General features: G+C 41.6%; 17 protein-coding genes. 5 read left to right on the top strand and 12 right to left on the bottom strand.

Going from position 1 to position 23,725, the window contains the following annotated elements; translation table 11 throughout:
• Positions 1-6: 6 nt before the first annotated feature.
• The 4 genes from BLW16_RS09345 to BLW16_RS09330 form a co-directional block, all read right to left on the bottom strand.
• A complete protein-coding gene (locus BLW16_RS09345; protein WP_090556317.1) occupies positions 7-1,377 on the bottom strand; it encodes a RagB/SusD family nutrient uptake outer membrane protein in 1,371 nt (456 codons plus the stop codon).
• An 11-nt stretch (positions 1,378-1,388) separates the two neighbouring features.
• Positions 1,389-4,928 (bottom strand): SusC/RagA family TonB-linked outer membrane protein, encoded by a 3,540-nt coding sequence (locus BLW16_RS09340; protein ID WP_245735193.1) that lies wholly within the window; start codon positions 4,926-4,928, stop codon positions 1,389-1,391.
• A 222-nt stretch (positions 4,929-5,150) separates the two neighbouring features.
• Positions 5,151-6,278, bottom strand: coding sequence for a FecR family protein (locus BLW16_RS09335; protein ID WP_090556315.1), 1,128 nt, complete (start codon positions 6,276-6,278; stop codon positions 5,151-5,153).
• 793 nt (positions 6,279-7,071) lie between these two features.
• Entirely contained in the window at positions 7,072-7,659 is a 588-nt protein-coding gene (locus BLW16_RS09330) for an RNA polymerase sigma factor (protein ID WP_090556314.1), read from the bottom strand.
• 249 nt (positions 7,660-7,908) lie between these two features.
• On the opposite strand from BLW16_RS09330, the gene BLW16_RS09325 reads away from it, so the two are divergent.
• On the top strand, positions 7,909-9,492 hold the full coding sequence (locus BLW16_RS09325; protein ID WP_090556313.1) for a DHA2 family efflux MFS transporter permease subunit: 1,584 nt from the start codon (positions 7,909-7,911) through the stop codon (positions 9,490-9,492).
• 73 nt (positions 9,493-9,565) lie between these two features.
• On the opposite strand, the gene BLW16_RS09320 is transcribed toward BLW16_RS09325, so the two are convergent.
• The 5 genes from BLW16_RS09320 to BLW16_RS09295 form a co-directional block, all read right to left on the bottom strand.
• On the bottom strand, positions 9,566-10,477 hold the full coding sequence (locus BLW16_RS09320) for an aromatic alcohol reductase (protein WP_090556312.1): 912 nt from the start codon (positions 10,475-10,477) through the stop codon (positions 9,566-9,568).
• An 86-nt stretch (positions 10,478-10,563) separates the two neighbouring features.
• The gene (locus tag BLW16_RS09315) at positions 10,564-11,463 is read right to left on the bottom strand and encodes a helix-turn-helix domain-containing protein (RefSeq protein WP_090556311.1); all 900 of its coding nucleotides are present in this window, start codon (positions 11,461-11,463) and stop codon (positions 10,564-10,566) included.
• Positions 11,464-11,876: 413 nt separating this feature from the next.
• Complete coding sequence (locus BLW16_RS09305; RefSeq protein WP_090556309.1) at positions 11,877-12,848, bottom strand: NAD-dependent epimerase/dehydratase family protein; 972 nt, start codon at positions 12,846-12,848, stop codon at positions 11,877-11,879.
• A complete protein-coding gene (locus tag BLW16_RS09300) occupies positions 12,845-13,063 on the bottom strand; it encodes a DUF2147 domain-containing protein (protein ID WP_090556308.1) in 219 nt (72 codons plus the stop codon). Before BLW16_RS09300 ends, BLW16_RS09305 begins: the two co-directional genes overlap by 4 nt.
• 45 nt (positions 13,064-13,108) lie before the next feature.
• Entirely contained in the window at positions 13,109-13,705 is a 597-nt protein-coding gene (locus BLW16_RS09295) for a Crp/Fnr family transcriptional regulator (protein ID WP_090556307.1), read from the bottom strand.
• Positions 13,706-14,382: 677 nt separating this feature from the next.
• Between BLW16_RS09295 and lpdA the strand changes: the two genes are divergently transcribed.
• The gene (gene lpdA, locus BLW16_RS09285; protein WP_090556305.1) at positions 14,383-15,774 is read left to right on the top strand and encodes a dihydrolipoyl dehydrogenase; all 1,392 of its coding nucleotides are present in this window, start codon (positions 14,383-14,385) and stop codon (positions 15,772-15,774) included.
• Positions 15,775-15,796: 22 nt separating this feature from the next.
• Here lpdA and BLW16_RS23235 read toward each other — a convergent pair whose 3' ends face one another.
• The 3 genes from BLW16_RS23235 to BLW16_RS09275 all read right to left on the bottom strand — a co-directional run bounded on the left by BLW16_RS23235 (position 15,797) and on the right by BLW16_RS09275 (position 17,734).
• Positions 15,797-15,934: a hypothetical protein gene (locus tag BLW16_RS23235; RefSeq protein WP_175470529.1), complete on the bottom strand. Its 138-nt coding sequence runs from the start codon at positions 15,932-15,934 to the stop codon at positions 15,797-15,799.
• 107 nt (positions 15,935-16,041) lie between these two features.
• The gene (locus BLW16_RS09280; RefSeq protein ID WP_090556304.1) at positions 16,042-16,635 is read right to left on the bottom strand and encodes a DUF308 domain-containing protein; all 594 of its coding nucleotides are present in this window, start codon (positions 16,633-16,635) and stop codon (positions 16,042-16,044) included.
• Positions 16,636-17,230: 595 nt separating this feature from the next.
• A complete protein-coding gene (locus BLW16_RS09275; RefSeq protein WP_090556303.1) occupies positions 17,231-17,734 on the bottom strand; it encodes an HlyD family secretion protein in 504 nt (167 codons plus the stop codon).
• A 262-nt stretch (positions 17,735-17,996) separates the two neighbouring features.
• On the opposite strand from BLW16_RS09275, the gene BLW16_RS09270 reads away from it, so the two are divergent.
• The 3 genes from BLW16_RS09270 (at position 17,997) to BLW16_RS09260 (ending at position 23,712) form a co-directional block, all read left to right on the top strand.
• On the top strand, positions 17,997-18,464 hold the full coding sequence (locus BLW16_RS09270; protein ID WP_090556302.1) for a MarR family winged helix-turn-helix transcriptional regulator: 468 nt from the start codon (positions 17,997-17,999) through the stop codon (positions 18,462-18,464).
• A 197-nt stretch (positions 18,465-18,661) separates the two neighbouring features.
• On the top strand, positions 18,662-20,284 hold the full coding sequence (locus BLW16_RS09265) for a DUF6377 domain-containing protein (RefSeq protein WP_090556301.1): 1,623 nt from the start codon (positions 18,662-18,664) through the stop codon (positions 20,282-20,284).
• A gap of 395 nt (positions 20,285-20,679) precedes the next feature.
• Positions 20,680-23,712 carry a SusC/RagA family TonB-linked outer membrane protein gene (locus BLW16_RS09260; RefSeq protein WP_245735192.1) on the top strand — a complete coding sequence of 1,011 codons (3,033 nt, stop codon included), beginning with the start codon at positions 20,680-20,682 and terminating at the stop codon, positions 23,710-23,712.
• Positions 23,713-23,725: the final 13 nt, after the last annotated feature.

Here is a 23,725-nt window from a genome sequence, read left to right as displayed (position 1 = left end):
CTACTGTTATGGGTTTTGTTGCATACCCGGGTTAAAACTTAGAACCTGTACAGGAATTTGCAGCGTATACCGATTGCTGTGCGGAGGTAAAGTGGCAATCACGTTACCCCTTGCATCATACCGGTAGACAGTACCCATCCTGTTTTCTTTGTCCAGCCTTCGCATATCGAACCAGCGTAATCCGGTAAAAGCAAGTTCAAGGTTCCGTTCGAGGAATACCTCCTGCAGTACCGTTTGTTGGTCGGAGGATTGATAAGGTACATAGGTTGCAGTGGCGATCCTGTTTTTACGGATCTCGTCCAGCTGTTGCAGCGCAACTGACAGCGCATTAGTTCTGGCCGCAACCTCTGCAATGATCAGTCTCATCTCCTGAACGGATGTACCTGTATTGACATTTTGGAGTGATGAAGTCACTTGCAACGGAATGAAAGCGGTTGCACCTCTTGTTATAAATGTATAGTTATCTGAATTCCGGTATAGTTTTTTGACTCTGAGGTCATCGGTAGAAAATGTGCGCATAAACTCTAAAGAAGCAGGAAAATTGCCTACTACATATCTGCCGTATATAACGTCCACGCGGTTGGTAATGGAAGGTGATGTTGGTAGAGTGCCATTAAAATTGAGCATTACTGCTTTTGTATTTGCGAGTGCAAGTTCTGCGTATCTTCTGGCCTCAGCATAGTTCCCTGTATAAAAATAAACCCTTGCCAGCACGCTGTAACCTGCGGCTAATGATCCGCGGAATCTGTTTGCGGTGTTATCTAAAGGCAAGTTTGGGATGGCTGCATTTACATCTTCAATGATATGTTTATAAATTTCATTGATCGTGCTTCTGGGCGGGACCTTTTGGGTTACATCATTGGATGTGACAAACGGAACAGCAAGATCCTGGTTGACAGTGGTAGAGTCGTAAGGTTTTCCATATTCATTTACCAGGTAGAAGTATTCCAGGGCCCGTCCTAACAGCGCTTCGCCTTTCAGGCTCTTTTTCTGGCTTTCCGTACCGCCTGTAGCCTCATCAATTCCGATGAGAACGGAATTATACTGATTGATCTTCGCATAATGTTCAGACCACAAAAGCGGGGGACTGTTAAGGTCAGAGGAGAATTGTAATCCCCATACATAGGTTAAATCGGTAGGTGTTGTTGGCGGTGTGGTGATATTGACAAAATCAACCTGATCAGTAAAGTAATTCGTCCAGCCGTAAGGACTGCCAAAGCCCATTCCAAGATAAGGATCGTTAAGCCATTGATCATAATCAGTAACAGTAGATAAAGTGGTCCTTCCTTTTGGTTTGATATCAAGATACTTATCACATCCTGGAAATACTGTACAACCCAGTATCAGGCAAATTAAAATATAGCTGTAGCGTTTCATCGTTTTCGGTTTTAAAAGTTTGTGAAAATGGCAAGTCTGTAAGTGGGCGTGATATAGGATTTCTCGAAACCACCAGCACCACTACTGTAGTTATATTTATTGAATCCTTTTGTCCATAGGTTTGATCCCTGTAGCTTGACCTCGAAATGGCTGAACCCTAAATTTTTAATGAATTTTTTGTCATCGAAACTATAAGAAAAGGTGAGTTCTCCTAAAGTAATGTAATCGCCGTTTACAATATTTCTGTCAGAGTAATTGTATGCATAAGTTGAATTTGTTGAATTTAAAGCAGCGAGGCTCGGTATATCAGTATTACTTTCGTCACCAGGATTTTTCCAGTAATTTCCGGCTCCTTCAAGTGGCCTGTTCGAAAATGGAGTGGCTGCCGGCACCCTAACTTTGAAACCGCCATAGTAATTGACCATTACGAACACGTAAAACCTGCCAATGTCAATGCGGTTACTTAATCCGGCGTTAATAGTAGGAATAGATGACCCTACATACCGTGTAACCCCTGAGGTATCACTGGCAAGAAGTGAATTTTGCGTTGGGTCAGTGCTATTATCTGTCTGATAAAGTTTTCCCTGTTCATTCTTTACCTGCGGATACCCTGCACTGTTGAGGCCGGCATAACGGTAGGCAAACAAAGCACCAACAGGATAACCTTTCACATAACCAATCGAATTTAAGGTCTGAGGATTGTAGGGACCTTGCCGGTTAACCTCCACAACTTTGCTGGTATTGCGTGCAAAAATAAATCCAGTATTCCAGTTGAAATCTTTCCGGGCTATCCAGTCTGCATGCAGGCTGATCTCCAATCCTTTATTGTGAATTGATGCTGTGTTAATTATGGAAGGGCTTAATCCAATAGTTGGATCTATCAATGCATTACCCAAAAGGTCAGTGCTATTCTTCAAATAATAATCCACGGTTCCACTGACATTCCTGAAAATGCGGTAATCCAGGCCTGAGTTAAAGTTCTTTGTCTGTTCCCAGCGGAGGCTGCTATTGGCATAAGACAGTAATCGAAGCGCCGTGCTTGTTGGTGAAGTATCACTATTTTGAATGTATTGTCCGATCACTTGTGGAAGTGATAACTTGGCAACATTACCGTTAAAACCATACGATGACCGCAGCGTCAGCTGGTTTAGCCAGTCAACTTGTTGCATGAAGCTTTCCTTGTTAATATTCCAGCGCGCCCCCACTGACAATAATGGTTTGTATTTATATTTCGGATTTGTGCCAAAAAGATTTGACTGATCGATCCTGACACTTCCACTAAGTGAGTAAGTATCTTTATAAGAATAGACCACGTTGGAAAAGGCAGACAAGAATCTGTCTTCAGTATAACTCTGATCGAAAAGAGTATTGTATCTACGCTGAAAAGGATAAGCACTTAATAATGTGCCATTGGCCGTACCATTGGTAATGGCGGCATAATCAACCGGCTGCTGCAACAATGTTTCGTCACTGTAACCAAAATAAGATGCGATATTATCTTTATTGACAACATTTCTAATTTCTCCGCCCACAATTCCGTTAATTGAATGGCCGGAACCCATTCGTTTATTATAATTTAGTTGTACCCTTCCCGTATAACTGTAAGTACTTTGTGATCCCTGTCTTAAGTAACCGCCTTGGGGAATACCATAGGTCAGCGTTCCGTCAGCGTTTTCTTTAGCATATCCCGCAACGTAACGTCTTGATTCTGAAGAAAATTCTGAGGCATAGTGCCTAATATCGGCACTGGAACTCTCATAAATACCGCCGAATAACAAACCAAATCCATCGCCTAGTTTGTAGTTGAAGTTAGCGGTGACTATATTATTAACAGTTTTAGACTTGTCACTGATCTGATTCACATCAACTAAGGGATAATAAAGTACATCCTGCAGCCCCTTTCCCATAAGTGTTTGATTTAAGAATGGGTTAGTTGCTGAGCCTAACGTTGAATACATCGGATTGCCGTTGACATCCTGCAGATGTTCATAAGGATTAAGACTAGTGATAAGATCCGGCACAGGGGCTCCGTTACTACGTATTTCCAGATAGTCAGTAGTCAATTCCAGTGACAATCTTGAAGCCAGCTTTAGAGTGGTACGGCCGGAGAGTGACCATTTGTTGTTATCATTGTTAATCTGTGTCTGCCGGTTACCAGTATAGTTTGCTGTAAGGTAATACAATGCATTTTCATTACCGCCAGAGGCATCTAAAGTATAAGTTTGTGAAACTGCAGGTCTCAGAAATAATTTACTGTATTCATTTTTATTATCGTAACCCTGTAACGCGGCATACGAACTGGCAAACTGCTCAGGAGTGATCACGTTTGCCGCCGATTGTGCCAGCAGATAAAACAGCGGTGAACGCGGCGCTTCCAGTCCGCCACCAATTCTGGATAAATTTGACCAGGTAGTAGGATTGACACTGTTTGAGTACAGCGCTTTTTCGTAGTCGATTTTAATAGCCGAGGCATCATCTGCAAACCGGTACCGGTTATAGTTTTCTTTTGGAGTGATGCCGGTTGTAGTCCTGAAAGAGAAACTAGGCCTGCCGGCAACCGCCTGTTTACGCTCCACGATGATGACGCCATTGGATGCCCTAACGCCATAGATTGTAGCAGCTGCCGCATCTTTTAACACCGTTACGCTTTTGATTTCATTAGGATCAATCCGGTCCAGCGTCAGCTCTGTGGGATAACCATCGATTACGATCAGCGGACTTTGATTAGCTGACATCGTTGATATCCCCCGGACATTAAATAAGCTCCTTGAGGTCGATCCCGTACTACCGGGTGTTGTGCTTGTGAAAGAAACGTTGTTGTTGATTAGAAGCCCGGGCAGACGGTTCACCAGGCCTTCAAGAAAATTAGTGCTGATACTAGATTCATAAGCCTTTGTGCCGATCTGTGCTACGGAACCCGTACTTTGTTCCGGGTTGATCCGCTGATAGCCCGTGTTCACTGTTACTGCTACCTCTGTAAGATTGTTGGCGACTGGGGCCAGGGCGATAATCCCCATATCTTTTGCCGCGCGAACCTCTTTATATTGATAGCCCAGATAAGTGATAATCAAAATGGCATTCTCATCGATGCTATTGGTGAAGAAAAAGCCGTTATCATCGGCACGCAGGCCTCTGTTAGTTCCCTTTATAGTAATACCAGCCCCCGGAAGTGGTCTGCGGGAAGCTGAATCTACAATGGTACCTTTTACGTCAATAAGTGTCTGTGATTTAAGCTTACCGGGGCGCAGATCTGGTTTTAATCTGGGCGTAACCACAACCGATTTGTCTTCGATGCTGAAGTCTAAAGGCTGGCCGGCAAAAATCTGTTTCAGGACAGTGCTGAGTTCTGCATTTTTAACGTCTATTGTTACAGGTTTGGTGCTCCTCAATAAAGACGTCGTATACAAAAAATCATATCCTGTTTGTGAGCTGATCTTATTAAAAATCAGACCAAGCGGAATGTTCGTTTCTTTTAGTGTAACCTTCTGCGCAAGGGTGGTTGCGCTGACCTGTAAAATGATTGCGGTCAGAAGGAGAGCGGTTAACTTCATAGTCAATAGCATTTTAGATATACAGCCAGGCGGCTGCATACAATTCTTAGGGTAAAGTTTGTACATTTGTAAAGCTTGGGTTTTAAGCGAGGTACCATTGCATTTTCCAGAAGATCCGGTGCTTCGCGTTCCTTAATTAGTTAATAGCTAGTTGAAATCCATTTGATAAGTCATTCCGGCTCGACCCCGGAATGGCTTTATTGGATCATTAATCAAGTAAAATTACTGCGTCACGATAACCCTCCTTCCCTGAATTTGAAAGTGAACGGCCTTTGTTTTTTCAAGCATTTTTAATGCCTGACTGATATTTTTATACCGGGAAATTTTTCCGTTGAATCCTTCCTCAGTCGCCGGATCCTTAAAAATAACTTCAATATCATACCACTTTGAAAGTTTACGCATGACACTGCCTATATTTTCATCGTTGAAACGGAAATAGCCATTTTTCCAGGCTAAGGCCTCTTCCAGATCAGCATTGGCGACAGCCAGACCATCCCTGCTCAAAACAGCCTGTTCCCCGGGTTTAATAATTTTGGTAGTATTCAATCCGGTCACTTTTACCGAACCTTCCAGCAAAGTGGTTCGGATAGCTATTTCGTCCGCATAGGCATTCACGTTAAAATGTGTACCCAATACTTCTACTACCTGACGGGTAGTAACCACCCTGAAAGGCATGGCTACATTATGTGCAATTTCAAAATAAACTTCGCCGGTGATCTCTACCCTGCGTTCTGTACCGTTAAAGCTCGTAGGGTATTTAATGGAAGAACCTGCGTTCAGCCACACGTTACTTCCATCAGCCAGGCTGAGATGATATTGGCCACCCAGCGGGGTACTCACTGTATTATAAGCAATTGCTGATGAGGAACGGTCTGCCGATTTATAAGCCAGGCTCCCCTCAGATGTTTTGGTTATACTGGTGCTTCCCTGTACGGCCAAACGACCGTTTTTAGCGTCATTAAGTAAGATTTTCTGACCATTAGCCAATGTCAGGATGGCTTTATTACTTCCGGGAGCAATATCGTGACTCCTCACTTGGGCCACCTGCCCTACTCTTTCCCGCTGATTGATATAATATCCGCCTATACCAAGACAAAGCAGGATTGAAGCAGCTGCCGCCAGGCGGGACCATTTAAATGTTCTTTTTGAAGTGATGTCACCTTTTTCCTTAATAAGACTATAAAGCCTTTGCTCCATGTCTGCCCGCGACTCCCCGGATTCTATATACAATGAATTATCAAAATCATTGTACCAATTTTCGAATTCTTTACGTTCCTCAATTGTAATTGTTCCATCCTGACATTTTTGAGCAAGAAGGTTAATTCGATCGGGGGTGTTTGAATACTGCATAGTTAGCTATTTTAAATTATAGCCAATTATAATGAAGTATACCCTACTATAATTTACAAGAAACTATCAAAATAGTATGAAATTTCTCTTTTTTTTTATTTTAACAGACGAATAATGATTTATAATAAGAATAAACATTCACTGTTTAGTTTATTTATGGGCTGAATAATACCAACTTCAGTTTATTCATATGCATCCTTCCCGATTAGGCCTAAGAGTTGCGTAAATTGATCGGCTAGCCATCTATTTTAGTATATTATAACCTCTTGATATTTGCAAAGACTCAATTTTTAGGATTAATATATCTATCCAAAGGTATCGCACTTCTGGAAAGATAACTAATAAGACAAGGCCAATGAAGGTAACGCCATCCTTTAATTGAACATTTTTACAGCTGTTCAAGTTATATCATCGATTCTTAAAAGACGGTTCAAGTGTAATCAGGATATTATATTAATTATTTTTTTTTAACCTTAACCAAAGGCAAATGGTGGAATGTATCAACACTGCCAAAAACAAAAAAACACCAAATAGCATACAGCTATTTCCAATATTCTTATTAAAATGAAGGATCTTGAATAAGGGCCCGATAAGAAATAAAAATAGCAGGCCAACTATTAATACCGTCACGTAGAAAGCTTTAAAATTTGTCGTTTTCATTGAATTGGTTTCGCTATTGTATCACTCATCTCAGCTATGGGAAGGTTTAGTAATAGCTTTTTTATTATATAGCCAATCTATAAGAGTAATACCCTACCTGAAGCAAAAAATTATTGAGCATAGGATCTATTTACTACTTGGATATAGTTATTAGATACAAAATGACCGATAAAAGCGGTCCGAATTTCGACTTTAATAGTTTCAATGCAGTAGTAACATGTTTTTCAACAGCTTTTTCCGAAATATTCAAATACGTTGCGATTTTTTTATTCGTAAAGTCCGATTCCCGGCTCATCCGGAAGACCAATTGACATTTCGGAGGAAGGGAACTGATTGTTGTTTCAAGTTGTTTCCGTAGTACTTCAAGATCGAGGCGCATTTGCAGCGGCTCGAATTGTCCTGTATTCTGCTGCGCAAATGCATTATTCCGATGTTGTTCCCTTGACCTTTTAGCCAGACGGTTGATAACCTCGAATTTAACGGCTACTGCAAAATAGTGTTCAAAATTAACCCTTAACTCAAATTTCTCCCTGCGTTTCCAAAGATTAAGGAAGATATCCTGAATGGCTTCTTCCGCCTCATCGAGGTTGCCCAAACGCTTCCCCGCAACTGCGAGCATTTTATCCCAATACGTTTGATAAACCACTTTAAAGGCAGCTTCGTTGCCGTTCCTCAAAAGGACGGCCAACTCCGGATCGGTGAGCATATTGTAAGAGGTCATAATTTATTAACGAATATAACGATTTAATTTAACAGAAGCCCAGCCGAGATTTAAATACAATCTGGCCCGGTTGAAGATATATATCAATGAAAACTCAATTTCCAGGGCCAATTTAACTTAAGTGAAAAAATGACCCCGAGTTATACCAGAATTTTGAATTTTAAGTCCAGGCACAATTAATATCAATACATATTTATAAAAGCATCTGCGAAAGTCTTATCAAATTCTTCCCAGCTTTTTATTTTATACATGGAAACAAATAATAACTCCCTTGTAGAATACGGCAGCCGCCGGATCATCATTACCGCTATTGCAGTCGTATGCGCGATGCTTGAGCTGATCGATACCACTATTGTCAATGTAGCGCTGAACGACCTTCGTGGTAACCTTGGCGCAACGGTCAATGAAATCAGTTGGGTCATTACGGCTTATTCCCTGGCAAACGTGATCATCGTACCGATGACCAGCTGGCTTTCCCAACAATTTGGAAGGCGTAATTATTTTGCAATTTCTATTATTGTTTTCACGGTATGTTCGTTTTTATGCGGTAACTCAACAAATATCTGGGAAATGGTTATTTTCAGGTTCATTCAGGGGCTGGGCGGAGGCGCATTGCTGGTCACCTCCCAAACGATCATTGCAGAAAGCTGGCCCAGGGAGAAGAGAGCTTTAGCCCAGGGAATCTATACACTGGGACTGGTCATAGGCCCCGCCATCGGCCCCACATTGGGAGGTTACCTGATCGATAACTATTCCTGGCCGCTGATCTTCTACATCAATATTCCAATCGGTATTCTGGCTACTATACTCACTATACAATATATCAAAAGCCCCCGTTATGAACAAAAGCGGCCTGCCAGTCAGGTGGACTGGCTTGGCATCATTCTGCTTACAGTAGGTGTTTCCTCGCTGCAATATGTTTTGGAGAAAGGACAGGATGACGACTGGTTCAGCAGCAAGCTGATTATTTTCCTTACTGTAACCGCAGTGTTCGGCATCATGCTTTTCATCTGGCGTCAGTTAAGCTATCAGTACCCTGTGGTAGAGTTGCGCGTCCTGAAAAACACCAATCTCAGGGTCGGGACTATTCTTACCTTTTTACTTGGATTCGGCTTATTGGGAACAACTTTCGTTCTGCCTTTATTTACACAAAGCCTATTGGGCTGGACGGCACTGCAATCAGGAGTTTTACTACTGCCCGGTACAATATTCGTAGCGTTTATTGTGGCTGCCGTGTCTCAGCTGATCCAGCGGGGCGTATCGTCAAAATACCTGATCGTTACCGGGATGATCGTGTTTTTCATTTACGGATATTGGTCGCACAACTTACTTACCCTGCAGACAGGAAGTGCTAACTTATTTTTATCATTATTAGTTCGTGGATTGGGATTGGGACTGCTTTATGTTCCCGTAACCGCCATGTCATTGTCTACTTTAGAGGGAAAAGAGATTGCACAGGGAGCTGCAATTACAGGAATGTTTCGTCAGTTGGGCGGAGCTTTTGGCGTGGCCATTATCTCAACATTTATCTCCAGGCAGTCACAACAACACCGGGTGGCACTCGTCAGCCACCTGAACGCAAATGATCCGCTGGTTCAGCAACGGATTAATCAGCTTATCGGACAGTTCCGTGCAAAGGGCTATGACCTGCAAAATGCCACGCAAGCTGCTTACGGCGTACTGGAGAGTTCGGTTCAGAAACAATCTACCTTACTCTCTTATATGGACGTCTTTTTATATGTAGGTGTTCTGTTCCTGGTTTGCGTCCCGTTTGTCCTGATCTTCGTCAAACAAGCCCGCAGTAAAGTATCCCTGGCTGATGCCGTACATTAACCACATGATCATAACCTACATCATATGGAGAGCCGGAACATTTCTGTTACGGCCCCCCGGAAAATCTTATTCATTATGCTACGGTGCCGGAAAGGTTTTCTTTCGCCCATTGCGAAAGACCAACTGTAGGAATCTTATTTTGATAATTAAAAGTTTCATCCATAGACCAGGTCACTCCGGGATGTGTAAATACCAACCGGTAGCGGTTAAAAACATCATGTGGCTCTTCTTCCAATTTCTTGTGCAGGTGTGGAACATCCCATAACGTTTTTTTAAATTCACCGCCAAATAATAAATCCATGAGCTTGCCAATCTCTTCGAACGACACAGTGTCTCCCGCTACAAACACCACTTCATCCAGTACCTCAGGATCATGAAACAGAATGGCTACCGTCAACGCGCCGATATCCTCACAGGCGGTTAATGTAAGAGAGTGCTGCCAGTCGCCCAGCGCACGGACCATCCGATCTTTCAAACTAATAACCCCGAAATCTTCACGAAACAGGAAACTGGTAATCATCCCTGTCGAAACGATAACCCAATGTGTTTTCTGCTGTGCACGAAGCATATCTCTAACTTCTAACTGTTCGTCAAATACAGGCTGGGCACTGCCCCTGCCGATCCGGTCATAATCGGCTCCAAATTGCCATGGGATATATTTCCTAACGCCAGCTGCTAATACTGCCTGCGTAATCTTAACCTGCATACCTGCACCAATCGAAAAGCCGCTGCAGCAAATTACAGTATCATACCTGCCGAATACAGATGCCAATGTTTCGTTACTTTCTTTGACCAGATCTACGGCTTCTATGCGAATACCCGCATACCTTTTATTGGCATGGAGCTCATCAATGAAACTCGATACCGGTTGTACCAGGACCCCAATTGTTAATGGCCGACCAAGTTTTTCCTGTTGATCATACAGGCTGTTTAACATCGCAAGACCGACCTCGCCGGTACCGATAACTAAAAATGATTTTTCCATTGCTTGATATTATAAATTTCAGGCAATATTAGCAATGTAAGGTGATGTGGACACTACAAAAAGACGCCGAAGAATTGCAAAAAAAACTATGCTGTCCGGTATTCCATTGGAGTGACACCAGTATGTTTTTTATAAAAATTCTGAAAGTGGGATGCCTCCTGGAAGTGAAGGCACCAGGCAATTTCCTTAACACTGTAAACAGTGTATTTTAAGAGTATATTGGCTTCTTCTATTATTCGTTCATGAATGATGGATAACGTGGTTCTTCCGGTTGTCCGCTTAATATTTCTGTTCAGCTGATCTACGGAAATACCCAAAAGCTGCGCAAAATATGCCGGGGATTTGTCTTCTAATACGCGGTGTATATTCACATTGTAAAAAGCATCTTCTAAAACTTTAATAAAAAGGTCTTCTATATCCCTATTTTGTTCGGGTTCCACCATCAACAGGTCTTTGTCTGATTTTTGAATGTGATGAATAATATCTGACAAACGATTTCTTACCAGGTGCTCTTTAAAGGGATAATCGGATGTGAATTCCGCAGTCACCTGATCGAAAATCCGCCGAAATTCCTCATATTCAGGGTTCGTTAAGGATTGTGTGTAGATATTTCTATTTCTAAAGATCGGCAACTCTGTGAGTGCTGCCCTGTTGGTTCCTTTTAAAAAGCTTTCACTGAATACAATAAATGTTCCGTCAAAATGTTCATCCTCAGTTTTGAATCCGGTTCGTAACATGGGTTGTGTAAACACGATGGTGTTACCAGACACCGGGATTTGCCTGTTATTTACGCTGTAAACACCTTCGCCGGAAAGCAATGCAATTTTGTAAAAAGGCTTTCTCTGTAATTGCTCACAACGGGACTGATCTTTTTGCAGGTTTCCCCAGGATAAAAGGTTAAAGTGACCAAGGAAATCGTTCTGAAATACTATTTCCCCGTCAACATACTGTTCATAAAAGCTATCAATTGATTTAGCGCTCATCATCGGGTTATGTCATACAATAATACTATATATACTTTTATCAAGTGTCAGTGTAGCGTAGACTTTTGAAAGCCGTCACCATTCGGCTTATCAAATCGTTTATCCAACGATATTCCTTGCATAATACCATGGAACCTCAATTGTTTCCTTATCCTGGTAATTCCGGAATAATCCGGAACGCCCGCAGCCCAAAAATCATCTCCTTTAAGGCTGTAGAAATCTACGATGTCAAAACTAATCAGTGAAAACAAAGAAGACTAGTATATCAATTGAAAACCATTAGAAATGCTTACACTTCTACTTACTGTTCTGTTCAGCTATTTTGATAAAAAGCCTGCTATTTTAAAATTTGCAAGCTTTTTACCGGCCTGTAAACTTTCACCGTTAGCCCTATAGTGACATTCAGGTAACTTCTTTTATATTTCAGGCGATCTCATTACGGCTAAACCTTGTTCGACAGTTACAAAAGACTTATAACCAAGGTCTTTTCTCGCTTTTGCATCACTGGTGATAAATTCTATGCCAAGTATGTTTATCATTGCCCTATATAAAGGCGGATGCCCTTTTAAACGAAAAATTTTCCAGAAAAATTCCATTACGCCTGCAATAAACTTAGCAGTTCCAATTGAAACAAACTTGTCCGGAACAGCGACACCCTGAGTAGCCAGATATTTTCTGATAAAGTCTTTAAAAACTACCTGTTCACCATCAGTGATAAAATAAAATTCTCCGCCGGTGCCGCGCTGTTCTGCTAACAACAGTGCTTCGCATACATTTTTTACATTGCCGGTAACGATCTTGTGTAGTCCATCGCCAATAAATTGCATTTGACCCTTTCTGATGGCTTCCATAATTTCAGGAAGATTAGGGTCACCCTTGCCCCAAATCAGCGGTGGACGGATTGAAATCGTTCTGAATGAGGATGCATTAGCCTCTAAAACCAATTTTTCTGCTGCTAGCTTTGTTTTTGAATACCCATCAATCAGGTGATCAGATATAAACCCCTCATCTGCATTCTTTATGGGCCGGCCGTTCATGATAACTGATGCTGCACCCAAATAAACAAAGTTAGTAACGCCTGCCTTTTGAGATTCTCTCAGGACTAAATCCGTCCCTTTTACGTGAAGATCATATAATTCTTTTTCGCTTGCAAAGAAATCAACATAACCTGCCAGATGAAACACAGTTTCAGCATTTTTTACACCCTTAGTAATGGCTTCCGTATTGTTCACATCACCTTCAATGGCAACTGCACCCAATTTTTCAACCTTGTCAATAGCACTTTGCGAACGCGCCAGGGCACTGACTAAATATCCTTTTTCTACCAATAATGGGATTAGGCTTTGTCCCACAAAACCTGACCCGCCTGTTATGAACACTTTTTTCATCTGTTTATTCCTGTAGTTAGATCGTTCTGATTTTTTATCCAAACCGGCTTCCCAACATCCATATTGCCTGATTTGTAGATTTCTATATGCCCCTCTTTTTCCTGATTCAGCCAGATTATTTCATCACCTGTAGTTTGGCCGAACGACCTGCGCCACTGAAGCAACAAAATCAGCAAGAGCGATAATGTAGTATAACGTCTGACAAATTGTTTCATATCCTTTAGATTTTGTACGATACAAAAGTGTTGATATGCTGACCCTTAATTTTTGCGATTTCGCAAAAAATCTTTAGCAATCTCTTTTTTCAAATGGCTGAGTGTATACTGAGAAATACCGAGATAAGACGCTATCTGGTTGGCCGGAACGTTGTTTGCAATTGTCGGGAAATGCTCCAGGAACGATAAAAACCTTTCTTTGGCTTCTTTTTGATACAGGATGTCACGGACTTTGACTTTGTCAAACATAGTTTTCTCTGTGATCTTCCTGATCAGTTCGTGCCACTCAAAAACTTCCTTATCAAATTTTTGAAGCGTTTGTGATTTGATGACTATAACATTACAGTCCACCGCCGCGATGCAGGAAACTGAAGATGGAGTTTGCATCCGCAAACTCTCCAGATCGGTTATAAACCTGTTTTCAACAATAAAATGTACTGTATTTTCTTCCCCTTCGTCAGTGTAAAAGAATAGCCTTGCAATGCCTGATACTATAAAGTAAAATTTGTTGCACCTTTGCCCCGCCTTCCAAAGGAAGTCGCCTTTCTTTATAAGTTCATATTCCAGATTAGCCGCTATAAGCTCCTTACTTTCAGCACTCAGTGTTAAAAAAGTATCAAAATATTTAAAAATCGCATCCATTTATCGTAAAGATAGAAAATATTCAAACATATTATTTTATAAAAATAAAAAATATCGTCTGTAAATATGGCATGGGATAGTAAACATAGCTATTTGACACTGATCTTACTGATACAATTGGACAGAATTCCCTGGAAAAGCAATCCCTGCTGCAACTCCCACCATGCCTGATTTAGTTCTTGGGCGATAGCGCTGTTTCTGATCTCGCTTCTCTGTCATAGCATCTTGATAATAGGTATGGCCGAGTGCAGGTATTGTTGCTGACGCCAATATCCCCGCCACGACCAATGATGATTGCGTTACGAATTTCCTCCTGTCCATCATAAATTAAATTTCCAATATATAAGCAAAATTTAATTGTTTCTTGTTTTGATCCTCAACTAAAGATGAGGGAACTCTCAATTCTTTGCCTACGATAAAATTTTATGTAGCAATCACTGATCAACTTACCATCGATATTCAGAAAAGGGAGTAATTGGCTTATTACCCATTTATTTTTGGTCAAGACGTAAAGAATTACCAGTTGTACCTAAAAATAAGTGTTCATTACAACGTTTTAACTTAAGTTAAAAAACAGTGCCCTGGTCCTAACGATGTTTGTTGAGTCTTAAAGTCATCAAATTTCATTTATGTTAAATGAAAAACTGATGAAAAAAAAGGCGTAAAACAGAATCAAAATGAAAAAATACGATTGTATAATTATAGGATCAGGCCAGGCGGGTACCCCCCTGGCAAAAAAACTGGCTGAAGCTGGTAAAAAAACATTATTGATAGAAAAACGCTTTATTGGCGGTACTTGCGTAAACGATGGCTGTACACCTACTAAAACCATGGTAGCAAGTGCGCGTTTGGCCTATTTAGCCGGTCAACCTAATGAAATGGGTGTTACCATAAATGGATATACAGTCGATTTACGTCAGGTTAAAAAACGAAAGGACGATATTGTGCTTCAATGGCGCAAAGGCGGACAGGCGGGACTTGAAAAAACGCCGAATCTCGACCTGCTCTTTGGTGAGGCGACCTTTACCGATATCAAAACCATTTCTGTAAAACCTAATGACAACGGAAATGCACAGGAATTTAAGGCCGACCAGATTTTCATCAATACAGGAGCAAAAACAATTATTCCTCAGGATATAGAAGGTTTGAATGCTATCGAATACCTGACCTCAACCACCATTCTCGAACTGGAAGAAGTTCCCGAGCATTTACTGATCATCGGCGGAAATTATATCGGGCTTGAGTTTGGTCAGATGTTCCGCAGGTTTGGCAGTAAAGTTACTATACTGGAAAAATCGTCCCGTTTGTTATCCCGCGAGGACGAAGATGTAGCTGAAGAACTCACCAGCATCCTCGAAAAGGAGGACATCAAAATTTATACCAGTGCCAAAACAACTAAATTTAAACAGATGGCAGATGGCAAAATAAGTGCTACAGTTATTGTTGATGGCACTGAGCAGGAACTCAGCTGCAGCCATGTGCTTATTGCCATTGGCAGGGCACCGCAAACAGCTACGCTCGGCCTCGATAAAACTGGCGTAAAGATGGACGAAAGAGAAAATATCATAGTAAACAGCAAACTGGAAACAAGTCAGGAAGGTGTTTATGCACTTGGCGATGTAAAAGGTGGCCCAGCCTTTACGCATATTGCTTATAATGATTACATTGTTGTTTACGGTAACCTGATTAATCAGCAAGACCTGGACATACAAGACAGGCCTGTTCCCTATTGCATGTTTACAGATCCGGAATTGGGACGGGTAGGTATTTCCGAAAGTGAAGCGAAAAAGCAGGGCCTGAATTATAAGGTAGCCAAACTCCCCATGACAAGTGTGGCACGGGCTATTGAAACCGGTGACACCCGGGGATTTATGAAAGCAGTGGTAGACCCTGAAACTAAAAAGATATTAGGCGTTGCCGTAATTGGTACCGAGGGCGGTGAAATTATGAGCGTATTGCAAATGGCAATGGAGGGCGGCATTACTTACGATAAGATCCGTAATTACATTTTTGCACACCCTACCTATTCCGAGTCGCTGAATAATTTATTTATGGCTTTAAAGGATTAATTTCGGATAATTCGACAAAAGTTCAGGTGGCTGCAATTGCAGCCACCTGAACTTTTGCTTTAACACTATCATTGGTCACAACGACAGCTTCGTCGCCTGCGTAATGTGCATCATCTTCTACCCATCCTTTAGCCTCCCACCCGGGGAAACCTGTTTGCAAGTTCAGCAACCGATGTTACCGCTTGCCCGGTAACCATTAAGGATAGATATTTTGCTGTTGACACAATATGATATAAACGATAAAGATTAACGGCTTGCCTTTCGGTTTTAAGCGCCAACGGTTACGTTTTTGATTGTTTTACTTAAACGGAAAGCGGCTAATGCAAAATAAAATGCTCCGAACGCGGAATATCCTGCCAATGAAGCTATCCCCTGGTTTGGAACATGTGCTGTATAAATGATGAATCCGCCGGCTAACATGGATTGAGCACCACTGATGATCATTGGCCATTGCCCTTCAAAATGTTTACGACGGCGAAGGCCCAGGACCAACTGCATTAAGCCAGTGAGCGATGCCCATGCACCGAATACCATTAATGCTTGGGGAATACCGGTCTGCAGCGCAACAATCACGGCAATCGTTGTAATCACACTAATTGCTGCATTAATATATTGTGGGGTTTTGTTCGAAGCAGGTGGATTCGCTTTGATATCCAAAAATGTTGCCACAAGATCCCAGGCAGGGTAAATAATAAACAGTATTGTAGCTATGGTATTATCGGTTTTACCCAATGTTACCACAAGGATAATCCATAACACCGAAAATGCTACACGGGTAAAGTACAATTTGCGTAATGACGTCGCGGTTTCAACAGCCTCGCTGGAAACGTAAGAATTGGATTGATTTGTTGTTGTTGTCATGATATGATGTTTAGTATTTATATTACCAAAATTAAACTTTACTCACTTGCTAATTTTTAACTTAAGTTAAAAATTAGCAAGTGACATTCGTGCCAGCTGCTGGTCTTAAAAAAAGACTTTGTGATTTAACAAAAATCAGCTGTGTAAGTAACCTGAACATACTTTTAAAAAACAAAGTTAGACCGCTGATATAGGTTGTTAAATTTTAGTCACTGAAATTTACTAAAATAAACTACTATCTATCCCTTTATTTTTAAAATTCGCTGAATGTATCGCTGTATCAATACCCCTTCTCTAAGCCATATCCACAAAAGGATACATCATTTGAGAATACAAATACATCTTAAAGAGGTACAAGCTTCCATCAAAACGGTTTTATGATAGTGATATGTGCTGGTAATAAAGGGGTATAAACTGATACTGAACACGTATAGAACTCATACAAAACCCGCATTTTCGGTGCTGTTGTGCTGGGGTTGGTCTGGGGTTCATCTGGGTATGAGCACGTAACCTCAGCGCAACCGCAGATCAACCCCAGACCAACCCCAGCAGAGATACGGGTTTTACATAAGTTCTATATGGGTTTTGGACAGGTTCAAACACCGTATGTTGTTCGGTGTCTTAAACAATTAATCCTCAGTATCCCTTTACCAATAGACATCACCTGATCAACCACCGCAAGGCTTGAGGCCACTTGTCTGAGGGCAGTCTGATAAGCTGAACTGCTGTTTTCCAGTTGATGCCGGGTGATTGAGCCCTCGTTAAACAATGCCTGGTCACGATTAAGATCGCGTTTTGCTTTATCGATTGCTACCTGCTCAATACTGACTCCGGCGGTAGCTACGCTTCTGTTGGAGGAAATGTTATTAATCTGGGCTTCTGCGCCCGCAAGTTCAGCCTTTGCGGCCGCCAGTTCTGCTTCGGCCTGCTGTACAGCAATCCTATATTCGCGGTCATCTATTTTTAGTAGTACCTGGCCTTTAGTGACAGATTGATAATCTTTCAATTGATAAATCTGTATAAAGCCCGAAGCCCTGTTTAATACAGGGATGGTAACGCTCTCTACCTGGGCATTATCAGTGCTTTCATAATTCAGCATACGAAAAATCTTTTTGCAGCCGAAATACAATACAGTAATCGCTATCAGACAAATTAAAGACCACTAGAGTGGCAAAGCCGGAGCAGGCGGTGTTGGTAAATAAGTTTCTTGCATAGTTTCTATTTATCAGATATTTTATGCCACAAAGGTAAACACCATTGACCATAAACAGTCAATAGTGTTTACCATAAATAAGGAATTTTATTTACTATTTACTTACTGGTGACAATTTCTTCTTTGCAAAAACCGCTACCTTTGAAAAATGAAATCAACTGAGCTGACCAACTTTGAAGATCGTGACCGAAATATTTACCGGATTTTATATGTGCTTGACAGAGCGCTGGAAGAGTGGTTCAAAAAGAATTTTGATTTTTCCACTTATCCGGATTTTCAATTCACTTACTTATCATTCTTCATGCGGATAGGGTTGTCCGGAATATCGAACAGCGAACTGGCTGCGCTCACGGGGGTTACCAAGCAAGGTGCAAGCCGTATTGTAAAGAAACTGGTTTCTTATGATTTGGTCAAAGCGGAGAAAAGTACTTCAGATGCCCGGTTATCCAAGTTGTATCTGACCGAAAGCGGTAAGCTATTTTATAAGGAGATGGACGAACTAACAAATGAACTTTTGATAGAGCATATTAAAGTTGTAGGCGCAAAAAAATATCATGCTACCATTGATACGTTAATAGAACTTACGCATTACTATCAAATTAAAGGTAAAAAATAAAAAAACGGGCAAACGACCCCACTGATCGCTTCAATCGAACTGAAAAATCTGTAATCAACTTACAACAAACCCTATCATATCAGTCGTATAAAAAACAATAATACCACCTATTGATTAACATAGATTATGTGTAATTACATAATTTATCAAAATTGTTTATTTATCTTCAGAACTATGTGTAACTCTTACCTAAACCTATGAAGGTTTTTACGCTTGCCATAGTCTGTTTTCTACTGCCTATTTGTGCCCATTGTAAGCATCAGCAAGATAGTTTACTGGCAGTATTAAAAAAGGAGATATTAAAACAAAAGATATACGATACGAGGAAAGAACAAAAGATCGAACGGCTAAGAAATCAGCTATGGCGTACATCCCCTTATGATCTTGAAAGGCAGTATTTACTATGTGACCAGCTCTACTGGGAATATAAAAACTATATTTTTGATTCGGCACATGTTTATACCAAAAGGCTCATCAGGATTGCCGGTCATCTTAAGCATCTCCCAAGAAAATATGAAAGCCAGATTAAATTGGGCTTTATTCAGGTTTCCTGCGGTATGTTTAAGGAAGCTTTTGACGGTATTGACCAACTGGATGCAGCACTCATGCCAAATGAGGTAAAATTCCGTTACTATCAACTGAAAACTCAGGCTTATACCCGCCTGTCTATGTATAATACCAATAAATTTTATTCGCCGGTCCACCAGTCAGAATCAATGATTGCCCTGATCTGTGCAATTCAGCTTTCAGCGCCCCACTCCTTTGAAAGGTTCTCATTAACAGCATTTTTGTACCACAATATGGACAAGGATAATGAAGCGGCAGCTTGTTACAGGAAGCTCCTCAGGAGTGACTCGCTCACGAACCACCAAAAAGCGATCGCGGCGTATAATCTGAGTAATCTCACTGATCAAACAGAAAAAAGGAGCTTAATTACCATTTCTGCGATCTGTGATATCAGATCTTCAACTAAAGAAACCTTTGCCATATTCACACTTGCTCAACTCCTGTTTAAAGAAGGGAATATCGAAGACACTGAATTTCTGCTAAAAGAAGCCTCAGAACAAGCCTCATTTTATGGGAATAAACTGTATAATGATGAAATCATTACAGCGATGAGAGCGCTGAAGGCAGATCAACAGATCCGTTCAGAAAGCAGAAAAAACCATACACTGACAGCTCTGATAGGAATTTTAGTAACTGCAATTATAGCAACCGGCATCATCTTTCTTATTGTTTACAGGAAGTTACAGGATGTAAGGCGCAGAGAAGGATTTGTAAATGAACAAAACCGCCAGCTCGATCTTTTAAATAAAAAGCTATCTGAAGATGCAATAATTAAGGAAGAATATATAGGTTACTTCTTTCAGGTAGTATCCGGATACATCCGGAAGCTGGAAAAGATCAAAAGGTCTTCAGAGAAAATGATCAGACAGGAAAGCTATAAAGAACTTTCAGAAATTGCCAAAGGAATCGATATTAAAAAGGAGCGCACGTCACTATTCCATACTTTCGATAAGATCTTCCTTAAACTCTTCCCAAATTTCATCAAATCCTTTAATGCCCTGCTTAAGGAGGAAGATCAGATTATTCCCAAGAAAACTGAAGTGCTGAATACCAGCCTGAGAATTTTTGCCCTGGTGAGACTGGGTATAAAGGACAGCCAGACCATCGCAAATATTCTGGAAAATACAATCAGTACAATCTATACCTACAAGTTTCGGATTAAATCCAGGGCAATTGTCCACGCTGAAGAATTTGATAAGAGGGTAATGGAAATCAAATTTAACGACCAGGAAAAACGGGCGGACAATCCATAACAGTTTTTTAGCATTTGTAAGGGTAACTATATGCTCAGACCGGCAAAAAGAGAATAACAAAGCCCCGCAAAATTTCGATTTTTAAAGGATTTTTAATTTACAACTATTTGTATAATAGCTATTTATATGAATATAGATTTTGATTTTTTAAGCTGCGCCAGCCTGCCATAAGAATCTGAACTGAACTATGTACAACTTTGTGAACGGGGTCATTTTTCTCTCAGGAACTACCCTTGCCTATCATCGCTAACCATTATAAACTGACCTATGACCATGAACTCTGCATGACGAAAAAACATGCTTTCCGATAGCAGCTATTGGAAAGTAAACCGATTAGTATCAGGACTACAAAAATTAATTCTCCCTACTTCTAAATATGATCTAACCAATCACACATGAAAATTATTCTACCTAAATTTACAGGTCTGTTTGTTGTTGTTATGCTAAGTACGCCAGGCCTGGTCCTCGGGGCCGGCGCACCAAAACGTTTGCCATACAATAATCTGAATACTGTAAAAACAGCCAGCTTTCAACATGTCATAACCGGTAAGGTGGTAGACGAGAACGGCGTCCCACTCCCTGGAGTAACAGTAAAGAACACCACATCAGGCAAAACGGCACTTACCGACTCCAATGGTACCTACCGCATCGAAGCAGAAGCGGGCCATACACTGAATTTCAGCTTTGTAGGTTTCGTTTCACAATCCCAAAGTGCCCGGGCATCAAACCGCACCATCAGGATGATTTCATCAAACAACAATTTAAGCGAGGTTACCGTAGTCAGCATTGGTTACGGAACCAGGAACGCAAAAGAAGTGACCTCGGCAACTGCCCACGTAGGTCCTGATGATTTCAGAACGACAGGTGCACGGAACCCTTTAGACCTGATCCAGGGTAAAGTAGCCGGACTGCAAATCACGCGAAGCGGCTCCAACCCTAACAGCGGCGTAGGCGTTCAGCTACGTGGCGCTGTGAGTGTAACCGGCAGTACCAGCCCCCTGTACGTTATTGATGGTATCCCGGGAGGAAACCTTGACCTCCTTCAACAGGATGATATTGAATCTATTGACGTGCTCAAGGACGGGTCTGGCGCCGCAATTTATGGTTCAACGGCCAATGCCGGTGTAATCATTGTCACTACCAAAAAAGGTAAAAAAGGACCACCTCAATTCAGTTATTCAGCTTACATCAGAAAGGAGTTCCTCAACCAGCGCCTGGATTTTCTTACCGCAGAGGAATTCCGCGCAAGAATTGCTTCCGGCGACATTAAGCAGCAGGACTTCGGAAGCTCTACAGATTTCTACTCCGGGCTGATCAACAAAAATAATTTCTCACAAAACCATAGCCTTTCACTGGCCGGTGGTGGTGACAAGACAACTTACAGGGCGAGTATCAACTACCGTAATCTCGATGGCATCGCCGAAGAAAATGGCCGTAAAGACTATACTGTGCGCCTGAGCATCGGCCAAACCGGGTTGAATGACCGCTTAAAAATGGCCGTCAACCTGGCCACTAACCTGAATAATGCAAACCTTTTAGGTGGCGAAGGCTTTGAAAGTGAACTGACCAAAAACCCTACCCTTTCAAACTTTAACCCTGATGGCTCTTACCGTTTCGACTTAACCAGCAGAAATGAGCTTGCACGTTTAAATCAGGAAACAAGCTACCGGAAACAGCAAACAAGCTCTGGTGACGTAAAGGCAGATTTTACCATCATTGACGGCCTTACACTCTCTGCTTTTGCTTCGGCATTAAGGGACAACCGGGTTGATGGCCAGTATATCCTTAAGGCCGGCGAAAACTCCGTGGAGAACACCAGCTTTCCAAATGGCGGCTATGCGGCCAGAGGTACCTACCTGTCTCAGGACTATGCATTTGAACCAACAATTCAGTACAGTAAAATTTTTGCCGGGAAACATAACTTTACACTTTTAGGAGGTTATAGCTACAGGTACCATATTGAAGAAGGTTTCAGTGCTTCTAACAGGGGTTTCATCAATGACCTGTTCCATGAAGATAACCTTGCCCAGGGATCTGCCCTGGCATTGGGAAAGGCAACTATCGCAAGCAATAAAAACGATAACACGCTGGTTGCACTTTTCGGAAGGTTAAATTATTCATTTAATAGTAAGTATATCGCAAGTGTGATCCTGCGCAGAGAAGGGTCGTCAAGATTTGGTGACAATAATAAATTTGGGTATTTCCCTGCAGCCTCGGTTGCCTGGTTACTGTCTGAAGAACAATTTATAAAAGATCTCAGCTTTATCAACAGTTTGAAGCTGAGAGTTGGATATGGTGAAACGGGCAACAGTGGCTTTGCGAATAATGCATCACGCGTAACCCTGGGCGGCGGTGGCCGTTATATTTACCCGGATGGCCAGTACCTGGAAACTTACGGCCCCAACAGGAACCCCAATCCTAACCTGAGATTTGAAAGAAAACGTGAAACCAATATCGGGGTAGACTTTACACTGTTCAACAACAAGCTTTCCGGTGCGGTAGACTTATTCCAGCGTAAAGTTAAGGACCTGCTGGATACCTATACCTCGCCACAGCCTCCATTTGTACAAAGTTCGCTGTACACCAACGTCGGACAGATTTCTTCAAAAGGTATCGAACTTGCGTTAAGCTACGCAGCAATGAAACGTAATGATTTCAGCTGGGATATTACAGCAACCGCCAGTACCCTGAAGAATATGCTGGATTCTTACTCCAATGATGAGTACAAGGTATTGTACAAGACATTCGGACCAATCGGTGGTGCAGGTGCATTAGGTGATGCCTTTACGACATATGAGGGGGGCAAACTTGGTGAATTCTGGGGCAAGCGCTTCGCTGGTTTCACAGCAGATGGCAAGTGGCTATTCTACAACCGCAGTGGCGAAGCGGTATTAAACGCGCAGATCAACAACTCTAAAGACCGCAACATGACTGACCTTGCCCCTATTGGCAACGCCATCCCGAAGTATTACGCATCATTGGGTAATAATTTCAGCTATAAAAATCTATCCCTGAAGGTATTTCTGAGAGGTAAGTTCGACTATGATATTCTAAATACCACAGCGCTTTCATATGCCAACAGAACCTGGAGCGGCAACCTGCTGAAAAGCACATTCACTAAATACAGCCAGATCAATGATACCTATATGTACTCAGATTATTACCTGGAAAGCGGATCCTTCGTGAAACTGGACGAGGTCACTATTGGATACGATTTCAGGATCAAAAACAAGTATATCAATAGATTATCTGTTTATCTGACCGGACAGAATCTTGCCACGATCACCGGCTATAGCGGTAGCGATCCTGATTATATAGAGGATACTGGTATAGGAAATGACAACAACGGCAGGGTCCTGGGTATTGATAGCCGCAGCGCTTACCCAAGTACCAGATCTTTTGTATTCGGCGTAAATATTGGATTTTAATTTAAGGAGAGAT

The organism is Pedobacter hartonius (genome assembly GCF_900107535.1).
In the GTDB taxonomy this organism is placed as follows: domain Bacteria; phylum Bacteroidota; class Bacteroidia; order Sphingobacteriales; family Sphingobacteriaceae; genus Pedobacter; species Pedobacter hartonius.
Note: the sequence above shows the minus strand (reverse complement) of the source record. Positions and strands in the feature narration are given on the sequence as shown.

Bases quoted from the DNA above. Each gene is read 5' to 3' on its own strand.
- BLW16_RS09345 (WP_090556317.1), bottom strand. From the start codon at position 1,377: ATGAAACGCTACAGCTATATTTTAATTTGCCTGATACTGGGTTGTACA.
- BLW16_RS09340 (WP_245735193.1), bottom strand. From the start codon at position 4,928: ATGAAGTTAACCGCTCTCCTTCTGACCGCAATCATTTTACAGGTCAGC.
- BLW16_RS09335 (WP_090556315.1), bottom strand. From the start codon at position 6,278: ATGCAGTATTCAAACACCCCCGATCGAATTAACCTTCTTGCTCAAAAA.
- BLW16_RS09330 (WP_090556314.1), bottom strand. From the start codon at position 7,659: ATGACCTCTTACAATATGCTCACCGATCCGGAGTTGGCCGTCCTTTTG.
- BLW16_RS09325 (WP_090556313.1), top strand. From the start codon at position 7,909: ATGGAAACAAATAATAACTCCCTTGTAGAATACGGCAGCCGCCGGATC.
- BLW16_RS09320 (WP_090556312.1), bottom strand. From the start codon at position 10,477: ATGGAAAAATCATTTTTAGTTATCGGTACCGGCGAGGTCGGTCTTGCG.
- BLW16_RS09315 (WP_090556311.1), bottom strand. From the start codon at position 11,463: ATGATGAGCGCTAAATCAATTGATAGCTTTTATGAACAGTATGTTGAC.
- BLW16_RS09305 (WP_090556309.1), bottom strand. From the start codon at position 12,848: ATGAAAAAAGTGTTCATAACAGGCGGGTCAGGTTTTGTGGGACAAAGC.
- BLW16_RS09300 (WP_090556308.1), bottom strand. From the start codon at position 13,063: ATGAAACAATTTGTCAGACGTTATACTACATTATCGCTCTTGCTGATT.
- BLW16_RS09295 (WP_090556307.1), bottom strand. From the start codon at position 13,705: ATGGATGCGATTTTTAAATATTTTGATACTTTTTTAACACTGAGTGCT.
- lpdA (WP_090556305.1), top strand. From the start codon at position 14,383: ATGAAAAAATACGATTGTATAATTATAGGATCAGGCCAGGCGGGTACC.
- BLW16_RS09280 (WP_090556304.1), bottom strand. From the start codon at position 16,635: ATGACAACAACAACAAATCAATCCAATTCTTACGTTTCCAGCGAGGCT.
- BLW16_RS09275 (WP_090556303.1), bottom strand. From the start codon at position 17,734: ATGCTGAATTATGAAAGCACTGATAATGCCCAGGTAGAGAGCGTTACC.
- BLW16_RS09270 (WP_090556302.1), top strand. From the start codon at position 17,997: ATGAAATCAACTGAGCTGACCAACTTTGAAGATCGTGACCGAAATATT.
- BLW16_RS09265 (WP_090556301.1), top strand. From the start codon at position 18,662: ATGAAGGTTTTTACGCTTGCCATAGTCTGTTTTCTACTGCCTATTTGT.
- BLW16_RS09260 (WP_245735192.1), top strand. From the start codon at position 20,680: ATGAAAATTATTCTACCTAAATTTACAGGTCTGTTTGTTGTTGTTATG.